The following is a 17351-nucleotide window of genomic DNA, read 5'->3' as shown; positions in this document are numbered from 1 at the left end:
GAGAAAAGGTCTTGACCTGTCGGGCTTCAACTGCGTTACGGCAGGGGAAAACAGACAGATCAAAGCAGAGACCATGACCGGTTCAGGCACCGACAAGACCAAGCCGCGTACGGAACTGGATGGACCCGTGGTGGTTCTGGTCGAGCCGCAACTCGGCGAGAACATCGGCATGTGCGCGCGGGCGATGGGCAATTTCGGGCTCACCCGCCTGCGGATCGTCAATCCGCGCGACGGCTGGCCGAATATCGCTGCCCAGCGCGCCGCGGCCGGCGCCGATCATATTCTCGATAAGGTCGAACTGTTCGATACGGTCGAGGCGGCCGTGGCCGACTGCTCTTTGCTGTTTGCGACTACGGCGCGGGCGCACGATCAGGCCAAGCCGGTGGTGGGACCGGAGGAGGCCGCCCGCCAGATCATTGGCGAAACCGCGGCCAGCGGCACCGCCGCGATCATGTTCGGGCGCGAGCGCTACGGCCTACAGAACGACGAGGTCGCGCTCGCTAACCGCATTGTGACATTCCCGGTGAATCCGGGCTTCGCCTCGCTGAACCTCGCCCAGGCGGTCCTGCTGATGGGCTATGAATGGTTCAAGCTCGCCACCTCCAACGCGCTGCCGTTCGCGATGCCGGAGCGTTCCGAGCGGGCGTCGAACCACCAGATGCAGGCGTTCTTCGACAATCTGGTCAGCGAACTCGACAAGGTCGAATTCCTGCGGCCGCCGGAGAAGCGCGAGACCATGTTGGTGAACCTGCGCAATATCTTCACCCGGATGGAGCCGACCAAGCAGGACATGCACACACTGCACGGCGTGGTGATGGCCATCGCCGAGGGCCGCAAGGGTCCGGCGAAAGGCGGGGTTCTGAATGGGACGGAAGCGACCCGGCTGCGTGCGCTGCTCGCCGAACATTCGGAAGGCCGCGCGCCGTCCGAAAGCAGCACGGTGAGAGGCCTGGCGCGGCTGCTGCGGCGGAATCCGACCGATGCCGAGCGTATGTTGTGGGATTCGTTGAGGACGGATCGCCGCTTTGCATCCCAGTTCAAGCGGCAGACGCCGGTGGGCCGCCATATTCCGGACTTCGTGTCGTTTACGAAGCGCATCGCCATCGAGATCGTCAATGCAAACGAGAACGAGACCATCGAGCGGGATCGCGCGGTGCGGCGCGAGTGGCTTGAGGCGCGGGGCTATCGCGTGTGTCGCCTCAATGCCATCGACATCGAGGCCGACCTCGATGGGCAGCTGAACAAGCTTGCAACCAGTGTAACAGCTTAGACGGCTGTTCTTTCACACGTGTCCCACCGAAGGGACGCGGCGAGTTGACATGTCTGAAATACAACTTTAAGCTGTATTTTATTATATATACAATCATTTTAGTTATTGGGAGGTTCAAATGCGCTTTGTTTTTCAATGCTTTGTAATCGTCCTCGCAGTTCTCGGCGCCGCGCCGCTAGCCCATAGTGAGCAGATATTTGGGGATTTCGGGCAGCCGGCGTGGAGCCGGATGTTCAAGTATTTTGAATCGCGCTTCGGCGCGATCGCGAAAGACGAGATGGTTCAGGTTTTGCCGATCGCCACCAATGCTGCATGGGACGATCCGATAAGTACGCTTCGACTCGTGGAAATGCATCGCTGGGGCGACTGGGCGCCCTCGAACGCCTGGCAATACGCACCAAACTCGGGACGGCGCATCAGTGAGGGCTATCAGTATTTTCTCAACGCAGCGTGGGTAGCTGCCGTCGACGCCAATGGCACAGCGTCGGCCGAATTGAAGAACGCGTTGAAGCGAGCGTCAGAGGAAGTTCAATTCACCCGCGCGGAATACATTTCCAAACAGGATGAAGCGCTCAGGGCTTACGGCCAATACGTAAACAACACACCGCCATCGAAACGTCGGTCGAAAACGGAATTCTACTCAAATCCCCCCAGAGGGTATGGCTGGGCGGCTGAGATCGACATCAGCGCAAGGCGTTTGGACAAGGCGCTGGAGACCCTTGAGATCGTGACAAAGAATTTGAACGATCCCGACATCGAGTTGCTGAAGCGCGCGCAGATCAAATTCAATAATCCCAAGCAGAAGATCACTCTTCCGCCCATCCGCGAAGTACTGAACGATCCTGAAAGATGGCAGCCCTACTTCATCTCATACGTAGACAAAGACATCTTTGCCTTTCTAAAGGAGAAAAATCGTCAGTCGCAGAAAATCGAGGAAGTTTCGCAGACCTCGACATATTTCGAGCAGAAGTGGAAAGCGAGCGTGAGCGTGAGCTTTCTCGGATTATTTCGCGCGGGGGGTGCCTCTGCGGAGCAAATCCGGAGGGAAACCCACGTCAAAAACCATGCGACACGAATTGAAGTCTCTTTTGCCAACGTCGATACTTTCAACATCGTTCGCGGCGAATGGTTCGACGAAAATCTTGTCAGCAGATTTGCGCCAAAGCTGAAGAGTGATGCTTTCGATGCTGTTTGGGGGCCCAACGGGCAACTGGAACTGATACCGAAAACGCTGATGGTCGGGCGTGGCATGACATTCCGCATCTACGCAGACAGTGACTCGCTCGATTATCTCTACGATCACTTTGAAGGCGGCGCTGATGCCGGCATCTATATTGGATACTGGCGCGTTGGAGGTTCGGGTGAATATTCCAGTACCCGATCGGAAACCAAAGTCTACAAGTTCAAGGATTACATCGAATTCACCGATCTGAGCGGGCGCGGCAAGGTTCTGGCCGTACTTGCGAAGCACTATGCGGCCGGTTTGACCCGACCGAAGTTTACCTTTGCGGCGACAGACGACGCGCATCGCGATGCACGAAAAACGATTGATGCCTTGTGGTCGCCCTCGGTTTCGACCCAGAAGATCCAGGAGATTTTGGGCACGGAGTAGGCGAGGCTTATCGGGTCGCTCGTGCGACGCGGCTTCGCTCCGATGATGAGAGTGGACTGACAGAAGACCTGAACGGGAAACCGGCGCGTGTCGATATCGACTTGCGCCGGCCTTCAGTTGGGCCAGCGAAGCAGGAAATTTATTTCTGGATGGACTAAAGCGCGCTAGGAAGAGTTGTTACAAAAATCAACAAACCCGGGAGGCTTCCATTATGCGTTCACTTGGTCTTGCAGCATTGACGGCTGCAGCAATCGTTGTCGCCGGTCCGGCTCACGCGCAGGCGCCGCAGGTAGAGAAAAACGTGTCGATGGCGATGGCCATGGCCATCATCCAGGGCACCATCGAACAGTGCACCAAGGACGGCTACAAGGTCTCCGTTACCGTCGTGGACAAGGCCGGCATTGTCGCGGCCCAGGTTCGCGGCGACGGCACCAATCCGCACACCATGGAGTTCAGCCGGCTGAAGGCCTACACCTCGCGCACGCGCGGGCAGACCTCGCTGGAATTCATGAAGCTGACCGAGAAGCCTGAAACCGCCTACCTGAGGCAGATCCCCGGTGTTGTTGGGGTCGGCGGGGCGGCTCCGATCAAGGTCGGCAACGAGGTCATCGGGGCGGTCGGCGCATCGGGCGCGCCCGGCGGCGAGAAGGACGAGGTGTGTGTCCTCGCCGGCATCGCGAAGGTTCAGGACGCGCTGAAGTAACCATTTGCACGAAAACAAAACGCCACGCGATCGGATCGCGCGGCGTTTCTGTTTGAGCGCGGAGGAGTTACTGGCCGGCCTTGATCTGGGCAACAGCGACCGCCACCAGTTCGTCCATTTTTACGCGGATTTCCTGCTCGGTGGCCTTGCCGGCGAGATCCTGCACGACCTTGCGCAGCACGTCGGCGTCGCCGGCTTCCTCGAAATCGGCCGAAACCACTTCCTTGGCGTAGGCTGCGGCATCGTCGCCGGTCTTGCCCAGCTTTTCGGCAGCCCAGAGCCCCAGCAACTTGTTCCGGCGGGCCTCCGCCTTGAACTTCTGTTCCTCGTCGAGGGCGAACTTTTTCTCGAAGCCTTCCTCGCGCTTGTCAAAAGTCGACATATATCTGTTCCGTAAGCTGAATTTTGGATTTGCCAGAAGCGGCGGCGCAGGCCCAGCATATAGGGGTTTGGCCGTGGGCAAAGCAACGTCCGAGAGGTCGCAGGAAGGCTAAAAGCAGCCGGTAAAACGTCTTTCCTTACATTGTATCGGCTGGATCAATCGGTTAGGTTGCCGACGAGTCCGGTTCGCGGTTTGTTTCACGATTCCGGGCTTCACGGCAGCTCCGCCGTGGGTCGCGTAAATCACCCGGAGCACCCCACTTCATGGACTTCAACAACACACGGTACATCCCTATGAGCCGTCGGCGTCGCATTTACGAAGGCAAGGGCAAGACCCTTTACGAAGGGCCGGAGCCCGGAACCCTGATCCAGCATTTCAAGGACGACGCCACCGCGTTCAATGCCAAGAAACACCAGATCATCGAGGGCAAGGGTGTCCTCAACAACCGGATCTCGGAGTACATCTTCCAGCATCTGAACGACATCGGCGTGCCGACGCATTTCATCAAGCGGCTCAACATGCGCGAGCAGTTGATTCGCGAGGTCGAGATCGTGCCGCTCGAAGTCGTGGTGCGGAATGTCGCCGCAGGCTCGCTTTCGCAGCGTCTCGGCATCGAGGAAGGCACGCAGCTGCCGCGCTCGATCATCGAATTTTACTACAAGAACGACCAGCTCGGCGACCCGATGGTTTCCGAAGAGCACATCACTGCGTTCGGCTGGGCGACCCCTCAGGAGATCGACGACATGATGGCGCTCGCCATCCGCGTCAATGACTTCCTGACCGGGCTGTTCCTCGGCGTCGGCATCCGCCTCGTGGACTTCAAGATGGAATGCGGGCGGTTGTTCGAGAACGACATGATGCGCATCATCGTCGCTGACGAAATCTCGCCCGACTCCTGCCGGTTGTGGGACATCAAGTCGAACGAGAAGATGGACAAGGATCGCTTCCGCCGCGATCTCGGCGGGCTGCTTGAGGCCTATACCGAAGTCGCAAAGCGTCTCGGCATCCTCATTGAAAATGATCGTCCCGCGGGCTCCGGCCCGGTGCTGGTGAAGAGCTGATTGCAATGAAGGCGCGCGTCACCGTCACACTGAAGAACGGCATCCTCGATCCGCAGGGCAAGGCCATCGAAGGCGCGCTGAAATCGCTCGGCGTCGATGGCATCGCCAGCGTGCGGCAGGGCAAGGTGTTCGACATCGAGGTCGCCGGCGCGGACAGGGCGAAGGCCGAAGCTGCGCTGAAGGCGGCCGCCGACAAGCTGCTCGCCAACACGGTGATCGAGAATTATCGCGTCGAGGTACTCGGCTAGTTTTCTTGGCTAAGGCGCACGACCGATGAAATCCGCAGTTCTCGTCTTCCCCGGCATCAATCGCGAGCGCGACATGGCGCGCGCCCTCAAGCTCGCGTCCGGAAACGAAGCAACCATGGTGTGGCACGCCGAGACGTCGCTGCCGAAGGGCACCGATCTGGTCGTGGTGCCGGGCGGCTTCTCCTATGGCGACTATCTGCGCTGTGGCGCGATTGCTGCGCGTGCGCCGGTGATGGACGCGGTTCGCGCCCATGCCGCCGCGGGCGGCCTTGTGCTCGGCGTTTGCAACGGTTTCCAGATCCTCTGCGAGTCGGGCCTGCTGCCCGGCGTGCTGATGCGCAATGCGCAGCTCAAGTTCATCTGCCGCGACGTACATCTGCGCGTCGAGCGGTCCGATACGCCGTTCACGCGCGGTTATAACGCCGGGCAGGTGATCCGCGTGCCGGTGGCACACGGCGAAGGCAACTATGCTGCCGACGAGGACACGATCCGGCGGCTCGAAGGCGAGGGCCGGGTGCTCTACCGCTACTGTAGCGCTTCGGGCGAGGTCGGAGACACCCACAACATCAATGGCGCCGCAGCGTCTATCGCCGGCATTGTCAGCGACAAGGGCAACGTGCTCGGCATGATGCCGCATCCCGAGAACCATGTCGAAGATATCATGGGCTGCACCGACGGCCGCGGATTGTTCGCAGGCTTGGTGGAGCATCTGAAGGCCGCGGCCTGACGCTCCGGGCACGATCCCGAAGCGTCCCGGATTTCTCTCTTATGCTGTGCGCAGCGTTGCGAGGAATTGATCCACGTCGGTCTGCAATTGCTGGTTCTCGCTGCCGAGAGAATGGGCCGAGGCAAAGACGTTCGCAGCAGCCTGGCCGGTGTCTTCGGCGCCCTTGTTGACGCGGACGATATTCGCCGCAACGTCTGATGCGCCGGTGGCGGCCATCTGGATGTTGCGCGCCACTTCGGTGGTTGCCGCATTCTGCTGATCGACAGCCTCGAAAATGGCGGTGGCGATTTTCGAGATTGAGCCGATGGTGTTGCCGATTTCGGTGATCGCTGCGACGGTTTCGCCGGTCGAGGTCTGCATCTCGCCGATCTGCGTGCTGATCTCTTCCGTTGCCTTGGCGGTCTGCGATGCGAGCGCCTTGACCTCCGATGCGACGACGGCAAACCCTTTGCCCGCTTCGCCGGCGCGGGCGGCCTCAATGGTCGCGTTGAGCGCGAGCAGGTTGGTCTGTTCCGCGATGGCGTTGATGATCTTGATGACGTCGCCGATGCGGCCGGCGGCCTCGGTGAGGCTGGTCATCCGGCCGTTGGCGCTTTCGGCCTGGCGGACGGCGTCGCCCGCCACACGCAGCGATTCCTGAACCTGCCGCGAGATTTCCGAGACCGACGAGCCCATTTCCTCGGCGCCCGCCGCGACCGACTGCACGCTGGCCGACGCTTCCTCGGACGCCGCGGCAACGGACGTCGACAGCAGGCGGGTTTCATCCGCCGTCGACTTTAAGGCGTCCGCTGCGATGTTGAGATCTTTCGTGGTCGTTCCGACCCGATGGACGATCTGGGCGATGGTTTGCTCGAACTGCCCGGCCAGCTTGTCCAGCGCCTCGCGTTTTTCGCGCTTCCCCGCATCCAGATAGACGGAGATGGCAAAATCCATGTCGAGCATCGCCGCGCTGATCACGGCGTCGATGATCACCGCTTTCTTCTCGAACAGCGCACGGCCCGCAAACCGCGCGGTGATGCTGGTCTCGACATGATGAACGAGGCCAGAGATGATCCGCTTGTAGCCGCCGATATACCAGCGGGGCTCAAGACCCAGCCGATGATGGGCTTCCCCGATACGGGTCACCGAGCGGACGTAGCTCTCGTCAAACTTGGCCGACAGGATCATATCCCAATGTTTCAGTTGCGCCGCCTTGGCATGGGCGACCAGTTCTGCCCGCGGAAACATGGGGCTCACTTCGGGAAACTTCGCGATCGTCCGGTAGAATTCATCGAGGATCGGGGGAAGCGCTGCCATCACCACCGGGCGGACGTCGCGGAGTACTGCGCGCGATGCGTCATTGATCCCGTTGAAGGCCAGACGGGAAGCGAGAGTGTCGGTATCGTTCATTGCGGGGGGAACCTGACTTGCAAATGACACGGCAACTCGTTTCCGCTTGCCGTGAGCAGGCAGTCGGCCACGCTGTCCGATGTGAAGGGCTGATCGGCGTGCCGGGCGCGGTCAAGAAGCGCTGGCATAACAATGGTTAGTATTGTTTGGTTAATGCAATCTAAAATGGGTTCCATGCGCCATCGGCAAGGCACGGATTTCTTTGCACAAATTTTAGCTACGCCCGTTTTTTCATCCGTTTGATGGTACCGGAGAAAGTGAACAGCGGCCTGTTGCCGGTCACGAGCGTGCCGCGCAGGAAGATCAGCGAGCCGCCCGCGCGGGTGACACCGCCGATGGCTTCGACGAGTTCGCCTTCCTTGGCGGCGTCGAGAAATTCGCACGCGAACGATACGGTCACCGCAGGGGCTTCAAGTTCGTGAATGGCGAAGGCGAACAGGCAGTAATCCGCGAACGTCATGTAACAGCCGCCGTGGACATTGCGCATGCCATTGAGGTGCTTGCTCTCGACCCGGAAGGCGCAGCGGACGGTGCCGTCGTCCTCGACCTTGTGCCAGAAGGGGCCGTTGTTGGATTCGAAGCTGTCGCGCTTCCAGGTCCGCCATCCGGCGAACTCGCCTTCGGTGGCGATGTACAGGTCCGGACGAGGGCGGCCGATCTGGGGAGGCGAGACGTTCACGGGGGCGATGTCCTGAAGATTTTGGTGCCGAAATCGGCGCGTTTCCGGGAAGTCTTAGAGACGATGGCGCCGTGCGGCAACCGGGGCTTTTTTGGACGGGATTTCTGCCTATCTGATGCTTGCCGCGGCACGGGCCGCCGTGCACAAGGAAGCTCGGAATCACGCATTATTCCGCCCGTCTGGCCCCCGGCCATCCTGGGGAAGCTGCAGCATTTGACCCCGGAGCGACGTCGCCTTGACGATCAGGAACGAACCCCAGATCACCCCCGATCTCGTCGCCAGCCATGGTCTCAAACCTGACGAATACGAGCGTATCCTCAAGCTGATCGGGCGTGTTCCGACCTTCACGGAACTCGGGATCTTCTCGGCGATGTGGAACGAGCATTGCTCGTACAAGTCCTCGCGGCTGCATCTGCGCGGCCTGCCGACCAAGGCGCCGTGGGTGATCCAGGGACCGGGCGAGAATGCCGGCGTCATCGACATCGGCGACGGACTGGCTGTGGTCTTCAAGATGGAGAGCCACAACCATCCGAGCTACATCGAGCCGTACCAGGGCGCGACCACCGGTGTGGGCGGCATCCTGCGTGACGTGTTCACCATGGGGGCACGGCCGATTGCGTGCCTGAATGCGCTCTCGTTCGGCGATCCGAAACATCCGAAGACCCGCCACCTCGTTTCCGGCGTGGTTGCGGGCATCGGCGGCTACGGCAATTCGTTCGGCGTGCCGACGGTGGGCGGCCAGACGCGCTTCCATACCCGGTATGACGGCAACATTCTCGTCAACGCGATGGCGGTGGGTCTCGCGGAAACCGACAAGATTTTCTACGCGGCGGCCTCTGGCGTGAACATGCCGATCGTCTATCTCGGCTCCAAGACCGGCCGCGACGGCATCCACGGCGCGACCATGGCCTCCGCCGAATTCGACGACGACAGCGCCGAGAAGCGCCCGACCGTGCAAGTCGGCGATCCCTTCGCGGAAAAGCTGCTGCTCGAAGCCTGCCTCGAAATCATGGAAGCCGATTGCGTCATCGCGATTCAGGACATGGGTGCTGCGGGCCTCACATGCTCCGCCGTCGAGATGGGCGCGAAGGGCGACCTCGGTGTCGAACTTGATCTCAACAGCGTGCCGACGCGCGAGGAGGGCATGAGCGCCTACGAGATGATGCTCTCGGAATCGCAAGAACGCATGTTGATGGTGCTGAAGCCGGAGAAGGAAAAGCAGGCCGAGGCGATCTTCAAAAAGTGGGGGCTTGATTTCGCGGTGGTCGGCTACACCACGCCGTCACAGCGTTTCGTCGTCAAGCACGGCGGCGACGTGATGGCCGACCTGCCGATCAAGGAACTGGAATCCGAAGCGCCGCTGTACGACCGGCCCCATGTGCCGTCGCCGCAACTTCCGGTGATCCATGCGCGCGAGGTAACGCCGCCGGTGTCTGTTTCTGAGGCGTTGTCGAAGCTGATCGCATCGCCAGACCTGTGCTCCAAGCGCTGGGTATGGGAGCAGTACGATCATGTCATCGGCGGCAACACGCTGCAGCGTCCCGGCGGCGATGCAGCGGTGGTGCGCGTGCTGGACGGCCCGAAAGGCCTCGCGCTGACCTGCGATGTGACGCCGCGCTATTGCGAGGCCGATCCGTTCGAGGGCGGCAAGCAGGCGGTGGCTGAAGCGTGGCGTAACATCACCGCGGTGGGCGGCCGTCCGCTCGCCATCACCGACAATCTCAATTTCGGCAACCCCGAACGCCCCGAGATCATGGGCCAGTTCGTCGGCTGCCTGAAGGGCATCGCCGCGGCTTGTACCGCACTGGATTTCCCGGTCGTGTCCGGCAACGTGTCGCTTTACAACGAGACCAACGGACGCGGCATTCTGCCGACGCCATCGATCGGCGGCGTGGGTCTGCTGGATGATTTCACCAAGTCGGCGACGCTCGCCTTTAAGGCGAAGGACGAAGCCATCCTTTTGATCGGCGACACGCAGGGCTGGCTCGGCCAGTCGGTGTACCTGCGCGAGGTCTGCGGCCGGGAAGAGGGCGCTCCCCCGCCGGTCGATCTCGAAACCGAGAAGCGCAATGGCAACGTCGTCCGCGGAATGATTCATGCGGGCACCGCGTCGGCTGTGCATGACGTTTCCGACGGCGGCTTGCTGGTCGCCCTGACGGAAATGGCGATGGCCAGTGGTATCGGCGCGATCCTCGATGCAGCGCCTGAGGAGTTGGTGCCGCATGCCTGGTGGTTCGGCGAGGATCAGGCCCGCTATGTCGTGACGGTCCCGGAGACGCACCTGCTCACCGTGCTGAGCAAGCTGAAGGCTGTTGACGTGCCTTGCCATGTGATCGGCAAGACCGGCGGCCACGATATCTCCGTCGAGGGCGAGGCGCCGGTGTCGATCACTTCGCTCAAGGCCGGCTTCGAGGGCTGGCTGCCGGCTTATATGGCCGGAAAGAACTGACACAGGAAAGCCGCAGGACGCGCCTGCGGCTTTCTTTGGATGGCCGTGTTGGTCAGGTCACCAACGATTGCCGCCGACACCTATGCCGACGCCGATCCCCGGCGCATAGACGCCCATACCGGGACCTTCATTGTAGTAGCTGCGCTCTCTGTAGCGCCGCCGCGGCGCATAAGCATAAGAATCGTCCTGAACGATGACGCGGCGAGCGCCGCGTGATCGATAGCATCGGCCGTTTTCGTCGCACACCATCCGGACCTGTTCGATATCCGAACCGGCTTTCGCGCCGGAACTGCCATTTATAACGGGCGCTGCGATTGCGCTGCTCGCCAAGACAGCGCCCGCACCCGCCAAAAGTGCCACTGTGAAATGTCTCATCGTATGTCTCCTACCCGGCAAAAGTACCGCTAGGGAGGCAACGGAAGCAGCATACGGTCGTTCCATGCGTTTCGGAGTTTTGCAGGAGCATTTATGCTCCCATACGCATAGGGACGGCGGGCGGCTCTACAGTTCCTCGATTGTGACCTTGTCCGGATAGAACGCCAGATGCCCGGCGATCTGTTTCACAGAATCGTAGGGGCTTTCGTAGGTCCAGATCGCATTCTCCAGCGTTTTGCCGCCGGACACGATGCTGAAGTAGTTCGCATCGCCCTTGTAGGGGCAATAGGTGGAATGTGCCGTCCGCTGCAATTTGGACGGGTTGGCGTCCTCGCGCGGGATATACTGGACAGCGGGATAGCTCGCCTCTTTCAGAGTGAGGGCGCGGCCGGTTTCGGCGATGACCTCGCCGCCGGCGCTCACCCGGACCCGTTTCGGGTTCGGGGCAATGGTGATCGGGTGGTCGGGGCCGGGAATCTTCATCCGAACGTTCATGGGAAACTCTCCTGTTCGGAAGCAATATAGGGTTGATCCGGCGCAATGCTCGCGTGACGCAGCGGGTTGCAGAGGCTAGAATCAGTCATATTTTGGTGCGCTATGGGCGGCGCAGAATCAGGAGACCTCGGGAATGCCAATGGACGCGCGGGACATCGAAACGATGATCAAGGCTGCTTTGCCTGACGCGCAGGTGGACATCCGCGACCTCGCGGGCGACGGCGACCACTATGCGGCCACCGTCATCTCGGAATCGTTTCGCGGCAAGTCCCGGGTGCAGCAGCATCAGATCGTCTACAATTCGCTGAAGGGGCAGATGGGCGGCGTGCTGCACGCGCTGGCGCTCCAGACCGGCGTGCCTGACGCCTGATCGGCGAAAGCGAGGGGCGGGGTGGCGAGAAACGAGAACTTGCTGCGGGCGCGCGCCCCGCATCAGCATCACCGCGTCACCTATGTCGAGTTGTTCTTCGATCTGGTCTTCGTTTTCGCTATCACGCAGATTTCTCACACGCTGCTGGCGCACTTCACGCCGCTCGGCGTCTTGCAGACCACCATCCTGTTCCTGGCGGTGTGGTGGGTCTGGATCTTCACTTCCTGGATCACCAACTGGCTCGACCCGGAGCGCACGCCGGTCCGGGTGATGCTGTTCGTGCTGATGATTTTCGGCCTGCTGCTGTCCACGTCGATTCCCAAAGCATTTGAGACGCGTGGACTGGCATTCGCGCTGGCCTTTGTCGCCATGCAGGTCGGCCGGTCGGCCTTCACGTTCTTTTCGATCCCAAAGTCGCAGCCTGGCTGGCAGATGAATCTGCTGCGCATCACCTGCTGGCTGATGTGCAGCGGCGTGTTCTGGATTGCCGGCGGCTTTGCCGAAGGACAGGCCAGACTGGCGTTGTGGATCGTCGCGGTGGGAATCGAGTATTGCGGACCGGCAATGCGTTTCTGGTTTCGGCGCGACGCCTCTCGACGATTGGGAGGTCGAGGGCGGGCATATGGCCGAGCGCTGCGCGCTGTTCATCATCATCGCGCTTGGCGAGTCCATCGTTGTCACCGGCTCGACCTTCGCGGCAACGGCCTGGACCACGCCGACGATCACGGCGTTTGTGGTCGCCCTGATCGGCAGCATTGCGATGTGGTGGGTGTATTTCCACATCGGCGCGGAGGCGGGCGCCGAACATATTTCGCATTCCGAAGAAACCGGACGGCTGGCCCGGCTGGCCTACACCTATCTCCATTTGCCGATCGTCGCCGGCATTGTGGTGTCGGCCGTGGGGGATGAATTGCTGCTCGCGCATCCCGAAGGCCATTCCGACATGAAGGCTGTTCTCAGCATGATCGGCGGGCCGCTGTTATTCCTCATCGGCACCATCCTGTTCAAGCGCAGCATTCGCGGAATTTTCCAGCTCTCGCACATGGTCGGCATCGGCCTGCTGGTCGCGCTGATGCCGTTCGCGCATTACCTGTCGCCACTCGCGTTGTCGTCGGCGACAACCCTCATCATCCTGGTTGTCGCGGCGTGGGAAGCGATCTCGCTCGGCTCCAGTACGAAGTCGGACGAGATTTGACTCAGTCTTGTGCGACCAGCGCATGAACCGAGAACATCGCATCCGGATCGGTCCATGACGCGTGCGGCGTCCAGCCGGAGCCAAGCGCCAATGCGTTGAAGCGATCGAGACTGTATTTGTAGCTGCTCTCGGTATGGATCGTCTCGCCGGTACGGAACGAGAAGGTTTGACCCAGCAGGCGCACGGTTTGCGCCTTGCGGCTGATGAGATGCATTTCGATGCGGTGACGCTCGCGATTGTAGATCGCACGATGCCTAAAACCAGACAGGTCGAAGTTGCCGCCGAGATCGCGGTTGATCCGCACTAGCACGTTGAGATTGAACCTGGCCGTCACGCCAGCGGCATCGTTGTAGGCGTCGTGCAGCACGCGCTCGCCCTTCTCCAGATCGACGCCGACGATCAGTGTCGCGCCGTCGCCGAGGATGGCGCGTGCGCTGCGCAGGAAGGCACAGGCTTCATGCGGATCGAAATTGCCGATAGTCGAGCCGGGAAAAAAGCCAACTTTCGGCACACTCTTCACTTTCGGCGGAAGTTCGAACGGCGTCGTGAAATCGGCCGTCACCGGATAGACCGCGAGGTCCGGAAAATCCTTGCGTAGCTCGTCAGCCTGTCCGTTGAGAAAGTCGCCGGAAATATCGACCGGCACGTAAGCGCCGAACGCGCACTGTTGCAGCAGCAACCGCACCTTGGTGGTGGCACCGGCACCGAATTCCACCAGTGCGGCATTCTTCGGAATCGTCGCCGCGATCTCCGCGCCGCGGTCGCGCAGAATCCGCAACTCGGTCCGGGTTGGATAGTATTCAGGCAGCAGCGTGATCTGCTCGAACAGTTTCGATCCGGTTTCGTCGTAGAAGTATTTCGGCGGCAGCCGCTTTGGCTGTTGCGACAGTCCGGCGATAACGTCCTTCGCGAATGGACAGTCTTTCGGATCAAGAAGCTCGTGGGCCAGCGCGGTCATATGCACATTCATGACGATCTCGTTGGTTCGGAGGTCAGACGGCGTAGTCGGCGAGGCGAAGCCCCGTGAATTGCCAGCGATGATGCGGATAGAAGAAGTTGCGGTAAGTCACGCGCGAATGGTTGTCCGGTGTCGCCAGCGATGAGCCGCGCAACACGTACTGGTTCACCATGAACTTGCCGTTGTATTCGCCGAGTGCGCCTTCGATGGCGCGGTAGCCCGGGTACGGTGCGTATGAACTGCGGGTCCACTGCCAGACGACGCCATACGCATCGTTGAGATGGGCGGCGCGAGCGGCAACCTCCCATTCCATTTCCGTGGGGAGATGTTTCCCGCTCCAGCGCGCGAAGGCGTCGGCCTCGTAGTAGCTCACATGCGACACCGGCGCCGCAGGATCGACCGGCTGCAATCCGCCGAGGGTCATGATCTTCCACTGGCCATCAACGTTGCGCCAATGACCGGGTGCTTGCCAGTCCTCGCGCTCGACGGTGGCGAAGCCGTCCATCAGCCACAGCGCGGGCTTCGCGTAGCCGCCATCCTTCATGAACGACAACCACTCGCCATTGGTCACGAGGTTGCGCGCCAGCTTCACCGGGCCGACCAGCGCGCGGTGCGCCGGCTTCTCGTTATCGAAGTGAAACGACTCATCCGTGTGACCGATGGTGTGGATGCCTTCCAGCAGCGTGACCCATGCATCGCCAGTGCGGTTTGATGCTGGAAAAGCCCAGTCCAGGTCGTAGGCGGGCGGAATCGGGTTTTGCGCGAAGGCGTGCAGGATGTCGGTGAGCAGCAATTCCTGATGCTGCTGCTCGTGGTTGAGGCCGACCTCGATCAGCGGCTCCAGTTTCGCGAGCGTTGCCTCATCGGCTGTGTTGAAAAATGCCGCGACAGCGGCATCGACATGCTTGCGATAGGCCGTCACTTCATCAGCACCGGGGCGGGTCAGGTGGCCGCGCTGGGCGCGGGCGTGGCGGGGACCAGCGCTGACGTAATAGGAGTTGAACAGGTAGGCGTAGTCCGGGTGGTAGGGCATATAGCCGGGCGAATGCTCGCCGAGCAGGAATTGCTCCCAGAACCAAGTGACATGGGCGCGGTGCCACTTGGTCGGGCTGGCGTCCGGCATCGACTGGATGAGCTGATCCTCGGGTGATAGCGGCGCGGCCCGCCGCTCGGTCTCCTCCCGCACGGAACGATAGGCCTTCAGCAGCCTGGCAGCTCGTACATCGCGGGATTCGTGGCGGGAATTGGCCGGAAACGGGGAAGGGCTGGCAACACGCGCTTCTGGTTGGGAGGCTTGTTTCGTCACGCGAATCTCCGGTTCGGGAGAGAACGATGCTTCCCCGGATCGGTTCCGGAGAATAGATGTTCGTAAATGGGGTGCTTGGCTCGCCGTTAAAAGGCCGGGCCGGAGACAAAGTGAGTACGTCGACGCACTCATTCCGGTTTCAGATGGAGCCCTTCGATGGCAGACAGGGGCCTTGGGAGGCCGGCATGGCACCCCTTCGGCAATTTGATTGGGATGCGGAACGGTTTCAGGCTACATATATGGCCAGAGCGACAGGCAAACGGGCAAGTCCCGGCCGTGCCGTGGGCAAAATCACCAAGGACGCGATTATGAGCATCGAGCAGTTCATTGAAAACGAAGTGAAGTCCAACGACGTCGTGCTGTTCATGAAGGGCACGCCTCAGTTTCCGCAGTGCGGTTTCTCGGGCCAGGTGGTCCAGATTCTCGATCACGTCGGCATCGCCTACAAGGGCCTGAACGTTCTCGAATCCGGCGAACTGCGCGACGGCATCAAGATCTACTCGAACTGGCCGACCATTCCGCAGCTCTACGTCAAGGGCGAGTTCGTCGGCGGTTGCGACATCATCCGCGAGATGTTCCAGGCTGGTGAATTGCAGCAATTGCTGGCCGACAAGGGCGTACCGGTTCAGCAGGCTGCCGGCTAAAGGTTTGCATTTGCGCGACGGCGGCTCTGCGGGCCGCCTCGCTTGTGCGACTCTTTGACTGACCGATACACTTTCTCCCAACCCCGGACGCTCATGATCCGGGGCTTCGTCTGACCAGACTTGAGTCAGATAAAGAACCGGGAGGATTTGTATGTTCGTGTCTCGCCATATCAGGGCGTCCCTGTTTGCTGCCCTCACGCTCGTTGCTGCGAGCAGTGCATTTGCCGAAAGTGTTGTCCGCACCCGTCCCGCCGAGGCGGGGCTTTCACCTGCGGGGCTCGCGCGGATCGGCGCCTATCTCAAGAACGAAATCGCCACCAACAAGATTCCGGGCGCTGTGGCGATGATCCAGCGCCACGGCCAAGTCGCGTATTTTGAAACATTCGGCGTGCGCGATCCCGCCACCAAGGCGCCGATGACGGCGGACACGATCTTCCGCATCTATTCAATGTCGAAGCCGGTCACGACAGTGGCGGCGATGATGCTGGTCGAGGAAGGCAAGCTGCAACTCGACGATCCGGTCGCTAAATTCATCCCAGCCTTCAAGGATGTAAAAGTCGGCGTCGAGAAGAAGGGCGATGACGGACAGATGACGCTCGATCTCGTCATGCCGCGCCGGGCGATGACGGTGCAGGACCTGATGCGGCATACCTCGGGCATCACCTATGGATTCTTCGGCGAGGGCCTCGTCAAGAAAGCCTATGTCGACGCCAAAATATTCTCTGAGGATGTCGACAATGCCGGGTTTGCCGATCGCATCGCGAAATTGCCGCTGGCCTATCAGCCCGGATCGACGTGGGACTACAGCCACTCCACCGACATTCTCGGCCGCGTGGTTGAAGTCGTCTCCGGCAAGTCGCTGTACCAGTTCGAGAAGGAGCGCATCCTCGATCCGCTCGGCATGAAGGACACCAGCTTCTACGTCACGGACCAGGCGAAGCAGTCGCGGATCGCCGAGCCGTTCCCGAACGACCGCAAGATCGGCAACGACGCCGAGATGAACGATCCGCATGTCGTGCGGAAGTGGGAGTCCGGCGGCGGCGGGATGGTGTCCACCATCGGCGACTACGCGCGGTTCGCGAAGATGCTGCTCAACGGCGGCACGCTGGACGGCAAGCGCTATCTCAGCCCGAAGACCATTGCCTATATGGGCTCGAACCACATCGGCCCGGCGTCGGGCGTCGTGAACGGCCCCTACTATCTGCCGGGTCCCGGCTTTGGCTTTGGCCTCGGATTTGCGGTACGGACCGAGCCTGGTGTCAGCGTCATGGAAGGCAGCGTCGGCGAGATGAACTGGTCGGGGGCGGGCGGCACGACGTTCTGGGTCGATCCAAAGGAAGATATGTTCGTGGTCTTCATGTCGCAGACCGTGCAGCACCGCGGACGCCACCGCACCGCGCTGAAGAATATGGTCTACGGGGCTTTTGAGAAGTAACCCATCGAACGACAGGGATCAGCCCGGTGCGGACGCATCGGGCTGATCATTTT

Annotated in this window: 18 protein-coding genes and 2 pseudogenes; 12 read left to right on the top strand and 8 right to left on the bottom strand. The window is 60.9% G+C overall.

The annotated features are described in order from the left end of the window. Window positions 1-73 precede the first annotated feature (73 nt). From LVY71_RS16140 to LVY71_RS16130, 3 genes are all read left to right on the top strand, one after another. A complete protein-coding gene (locus tag LVY71_RS16140) occupies window positions 74-1270 on the top strand; it encodes a TrmJ/YjtD family RNA methyltransferase (RefSeq protein WP_235100860.1) in 1197 nt (398 codons plus the stop codon). A 118-nt stretch (window positions 1271-1388) separates the two neighbouring features. Next, window positions 1389-2882, top strand: coding sequence for a hypothetical protein (locus LVY71_RS16135; protein ID WP_235100859.1), 1494 nt, complete (start codon window positions 1389-1391; stop codon window positions 2880-2882). Window positions 2883-3093: 211 nt separating this feature from the next. Continuing rightward, entirely contained in the window at window positions 3094-3585 is a 492-nt protein-coding gene (locus LVY71_RS16130; protein WP_235100858.1) for a GlcG/HbpS family heme-binding protein, read from the top strand. A 67-nt stretch (window positions 3586-3652) separates the two neighbouring features. Here the strand turns inward: LVY71_RS16130 and LVY71_RS16125 are convergent, their stop codons facing one another. Then, complete coding sequence (locus LVY71_RS16125; protein WP_235100857.1) at window positions 3653-3967, bottom strand: DUF1476 domain-containing protein; 315 nt, start codon at window positions 3965-3967, stop codon at window positions 3653-3655. Window positions 3968-4260: 293 nt separating this feature from the next. Here LVY71_RS16125 and purC point away from each other — a divergent pair, with 293 nt between their 5' ends. Genes purC through purQ form a run of 3 tightly spaced genes read left to right on the top strand, consistent with a single transcriptional unit; the run spans window position 4261 to window position 6003 of the window. Continuing rightward, window positions 4261-5028: a phosphoribosylaminoimidazolesuccinocarboxamide synthase gene (gene purC / locus LVY71_RS16120; protein ID WP_235100856.1), complete on the top strand. Its 768-nt coding sequence runs from the start codon at window positions 4261-4263 to the stop codon at window positions 5026-5028. A gap of 5 nt (window positions 5029-5033) precedes the next feature. Next, entirely contained in the window at window positions 5034-5276 is a 243-nt protein-coding gene (gene purS / locus LVY71_RS16115; protein ID WP_235100855.1) for a phosphoribosylformylglycinamidine synthase subunit PurS, read from the top strand. A 25-nt stretch (window positions 5277-5301) separates the two neighbouring features. Continuing rightward, window positions 5302-6003, top strand: coding sequence for a phosphoribosylformylglycinamidine synthase subunit PurQ (purQ, locus tag LVY71_RS16110; protein ID WP_235100854.1), 702 nt, complete (start codon window positions 5302-5304; stop codon window positions 6001-6003). A gap of 39 nt (window positions 6004-6042) precedes the next feature. Here the strand turns inward: purQ and LVY71_RS23075 are convergent, their stop codons facing one another. The 3 genes and pseudogenes from LVY71_RS23075 to LVY71_RS16100 form a co-directional block, all read right to left on the bottom strand. Continuing rightward, window positions 6043-6678, bottom strand: a complete 636-nt coding sequence (locus tag LVY71_RS23075; protein WP_502797601.1) for a methyl-accepting chemotaxis protein — start codon at window positions 6676-6678, stop codon at window positions 6043-6045. A gap of 231 nt (window positions 6679-6909) precedes the next feature. Beyond that, window positions 6910-7392, bottom strand: a pseudogene (locus LVY71_RS23070) (protoglobin domain-containing protein); the annotation flags it as partial. Window positions 7393-7609: 217 nt separating this feature from the next. Then, window positions 7610-8071: a PaaI family thioesterase gene (locus tag LVY71_RS16100; RefSeq protein WP_235100852.1), complete on the bottom strand. Its 462-nt coding sequence runs from the start codon at window positions 8069-8071 to the stop codon at window positions 7610-7612. Window positions 8072-8306: 235 nt separating this feature from the next. Between LVY71_RS16100 and purL the strand changes: the two genes are divergently transcribed. After that, entirely contained in the window at window positions 8307-10520 is a 2214-nt protein-coding gene (gene purL, locus LVY71_RS16095; RefSeq protein ID WP_235100851.1) for a phosphoribosylformylglycinamidine synthase subunit PurL, read from the top strand. Between the two features lie 57 nt (window positions 10521-10577). On the opposite strand, the gene LVY71_RS16090 is transcribed toward purL, so the two are convergent. Beyond that, complete coding sequence (locus tag LVY71_RS16090; protein ID WP_235100850.1) at window positions 10578-10895, bottom strand: hypothetical protein; 318 nt, start codon at window positions 10893-10895, stop codon at window positions 10578-10580. Between the two features lie 126 nt (window positions 10896-11021). Beyond that, entirely contained in the window at window positions 11022-11378 is a 357-nt protein-coding gene (locus LVY71_RS16085; RefSeq protein WP_235101524.1) for a DUF427 domain-containing protein, read from the bottom strand. Window positions 11379-11523: 145 nt separating this feature from the next. On the opposite strand from LVY71_RS16085, the gene LVY71_RS16080 reads away from it, so the two are divergent. The 3 genes and pseudogenes from LVY71_RS16080 to LVY71_RS23060 all read left to right on the top strand — a co-directional run bounded on the left by LVY71_RS16080 (window position 11524) and on the right by LVY71_RS23060 (window position 12955). Further along, window positions 11524-11760, top strand: a complete 237-nt coding sequence (locus LVY71_RS16080) for a BolA family protein (protein WP_235100849.1) — start codon at window positions 11524-11526, stop codon at window positions 11758-11760. A 21-nt stretch (window positions 11761-11781) separates the two neighbouring features. Further along, a pseudogene (locus LVY71_RS23065) lies at window positions 11782-12270 on the top strand (low temperature requirement protein A); the annotation flags it as partial. Window positions 12271-12382: 112 nt separating this feature from the next. Continuing rightward, complete coding sequence (locus tag LVY71_RS23060) at window positions 12383-12955, top strand: low temperature requirement protein A (RefSeq protein ID WP_502797587.1); 573 nt, start codon at window positions 12383-12385, stop codon at window positions 12953-12955. 1 nt (window position 12956) lies between these two features. On the opposite strand, the gene egtD is transcribed toward LVY71_RS23060, so the two are convergent. Beyond that, window positions 12957-13925 (bottom strand): L-histidine N(alpha)-methyltransferase, encoded by a 969-nt coding sequence (gene egtD, locus LVY71_RS16070; RefSeq protein ID WP_235100848.1) that lies wholly within the window; start codon window positions 13923-13925, stop codon window positions 12957-12959. A 22-nt stretch (window positions 13926-13947) separates the two neighbouring features. Continuing rightward, window positions 13948-15219 (bottom strand): ergothioneine biosynthesis protein EgtB, encoded by a 1272-nt coding sequence (gene egtB, locus LVY71_RS16065; protein WP_235100847.1) that lies wholly within the window; start codon window positions 15217-15219, stop codon window positions 13948-13950. A 308-nt stretch (window positions 15220-15527) separates the two neighbouring features. On the opposite strand from egtB, the gene grxD reads away from it, so the two are divergent. Together grxD and LVY71_RS16055 are read left to right on the top strand one after the other, a co-directional pair. Then, window positions 15528-15863 (top strand): Grx4 family monothiol glutaredoxin, encoded by a 336-nt coding sequence (gene grxD, locus LVY71_RS16060; RefSeq protein ID WP_235101523.1) that lies wholly within the window; start codon window positions 15528-15530, stop codon window positions 15861-15863. A 151-nt stretch (window positions 15864-16014) separates the two neighbouring features. Further along, complete coding sequence (locus LVY71_RS16055) at window positions 16015-17298, top strand: serine hydrolase domain-containing protein (RefSeq protein WP_235100846.1); 1284 nt, start codon at window positions 16015-16017, stop codon at window positions 17296-17298. The last annotated feature ends 53 nt before the right edge of the window (window positions 17299-17351 follow it).

This window comes from Bradyrhizobium sp. G127, assembly GCF_021502575.1.
Taxonomy (GTDB): Bacteria; Pseudomonadota; Alphaproteobacteria; order Rhizobiales; family Xanthobacteraceae; genus Afipia.
Note: the sequence above shows the minus strand (reverse complement) of the source record. Positions and strands in the feature narration are given on the sequence as shown.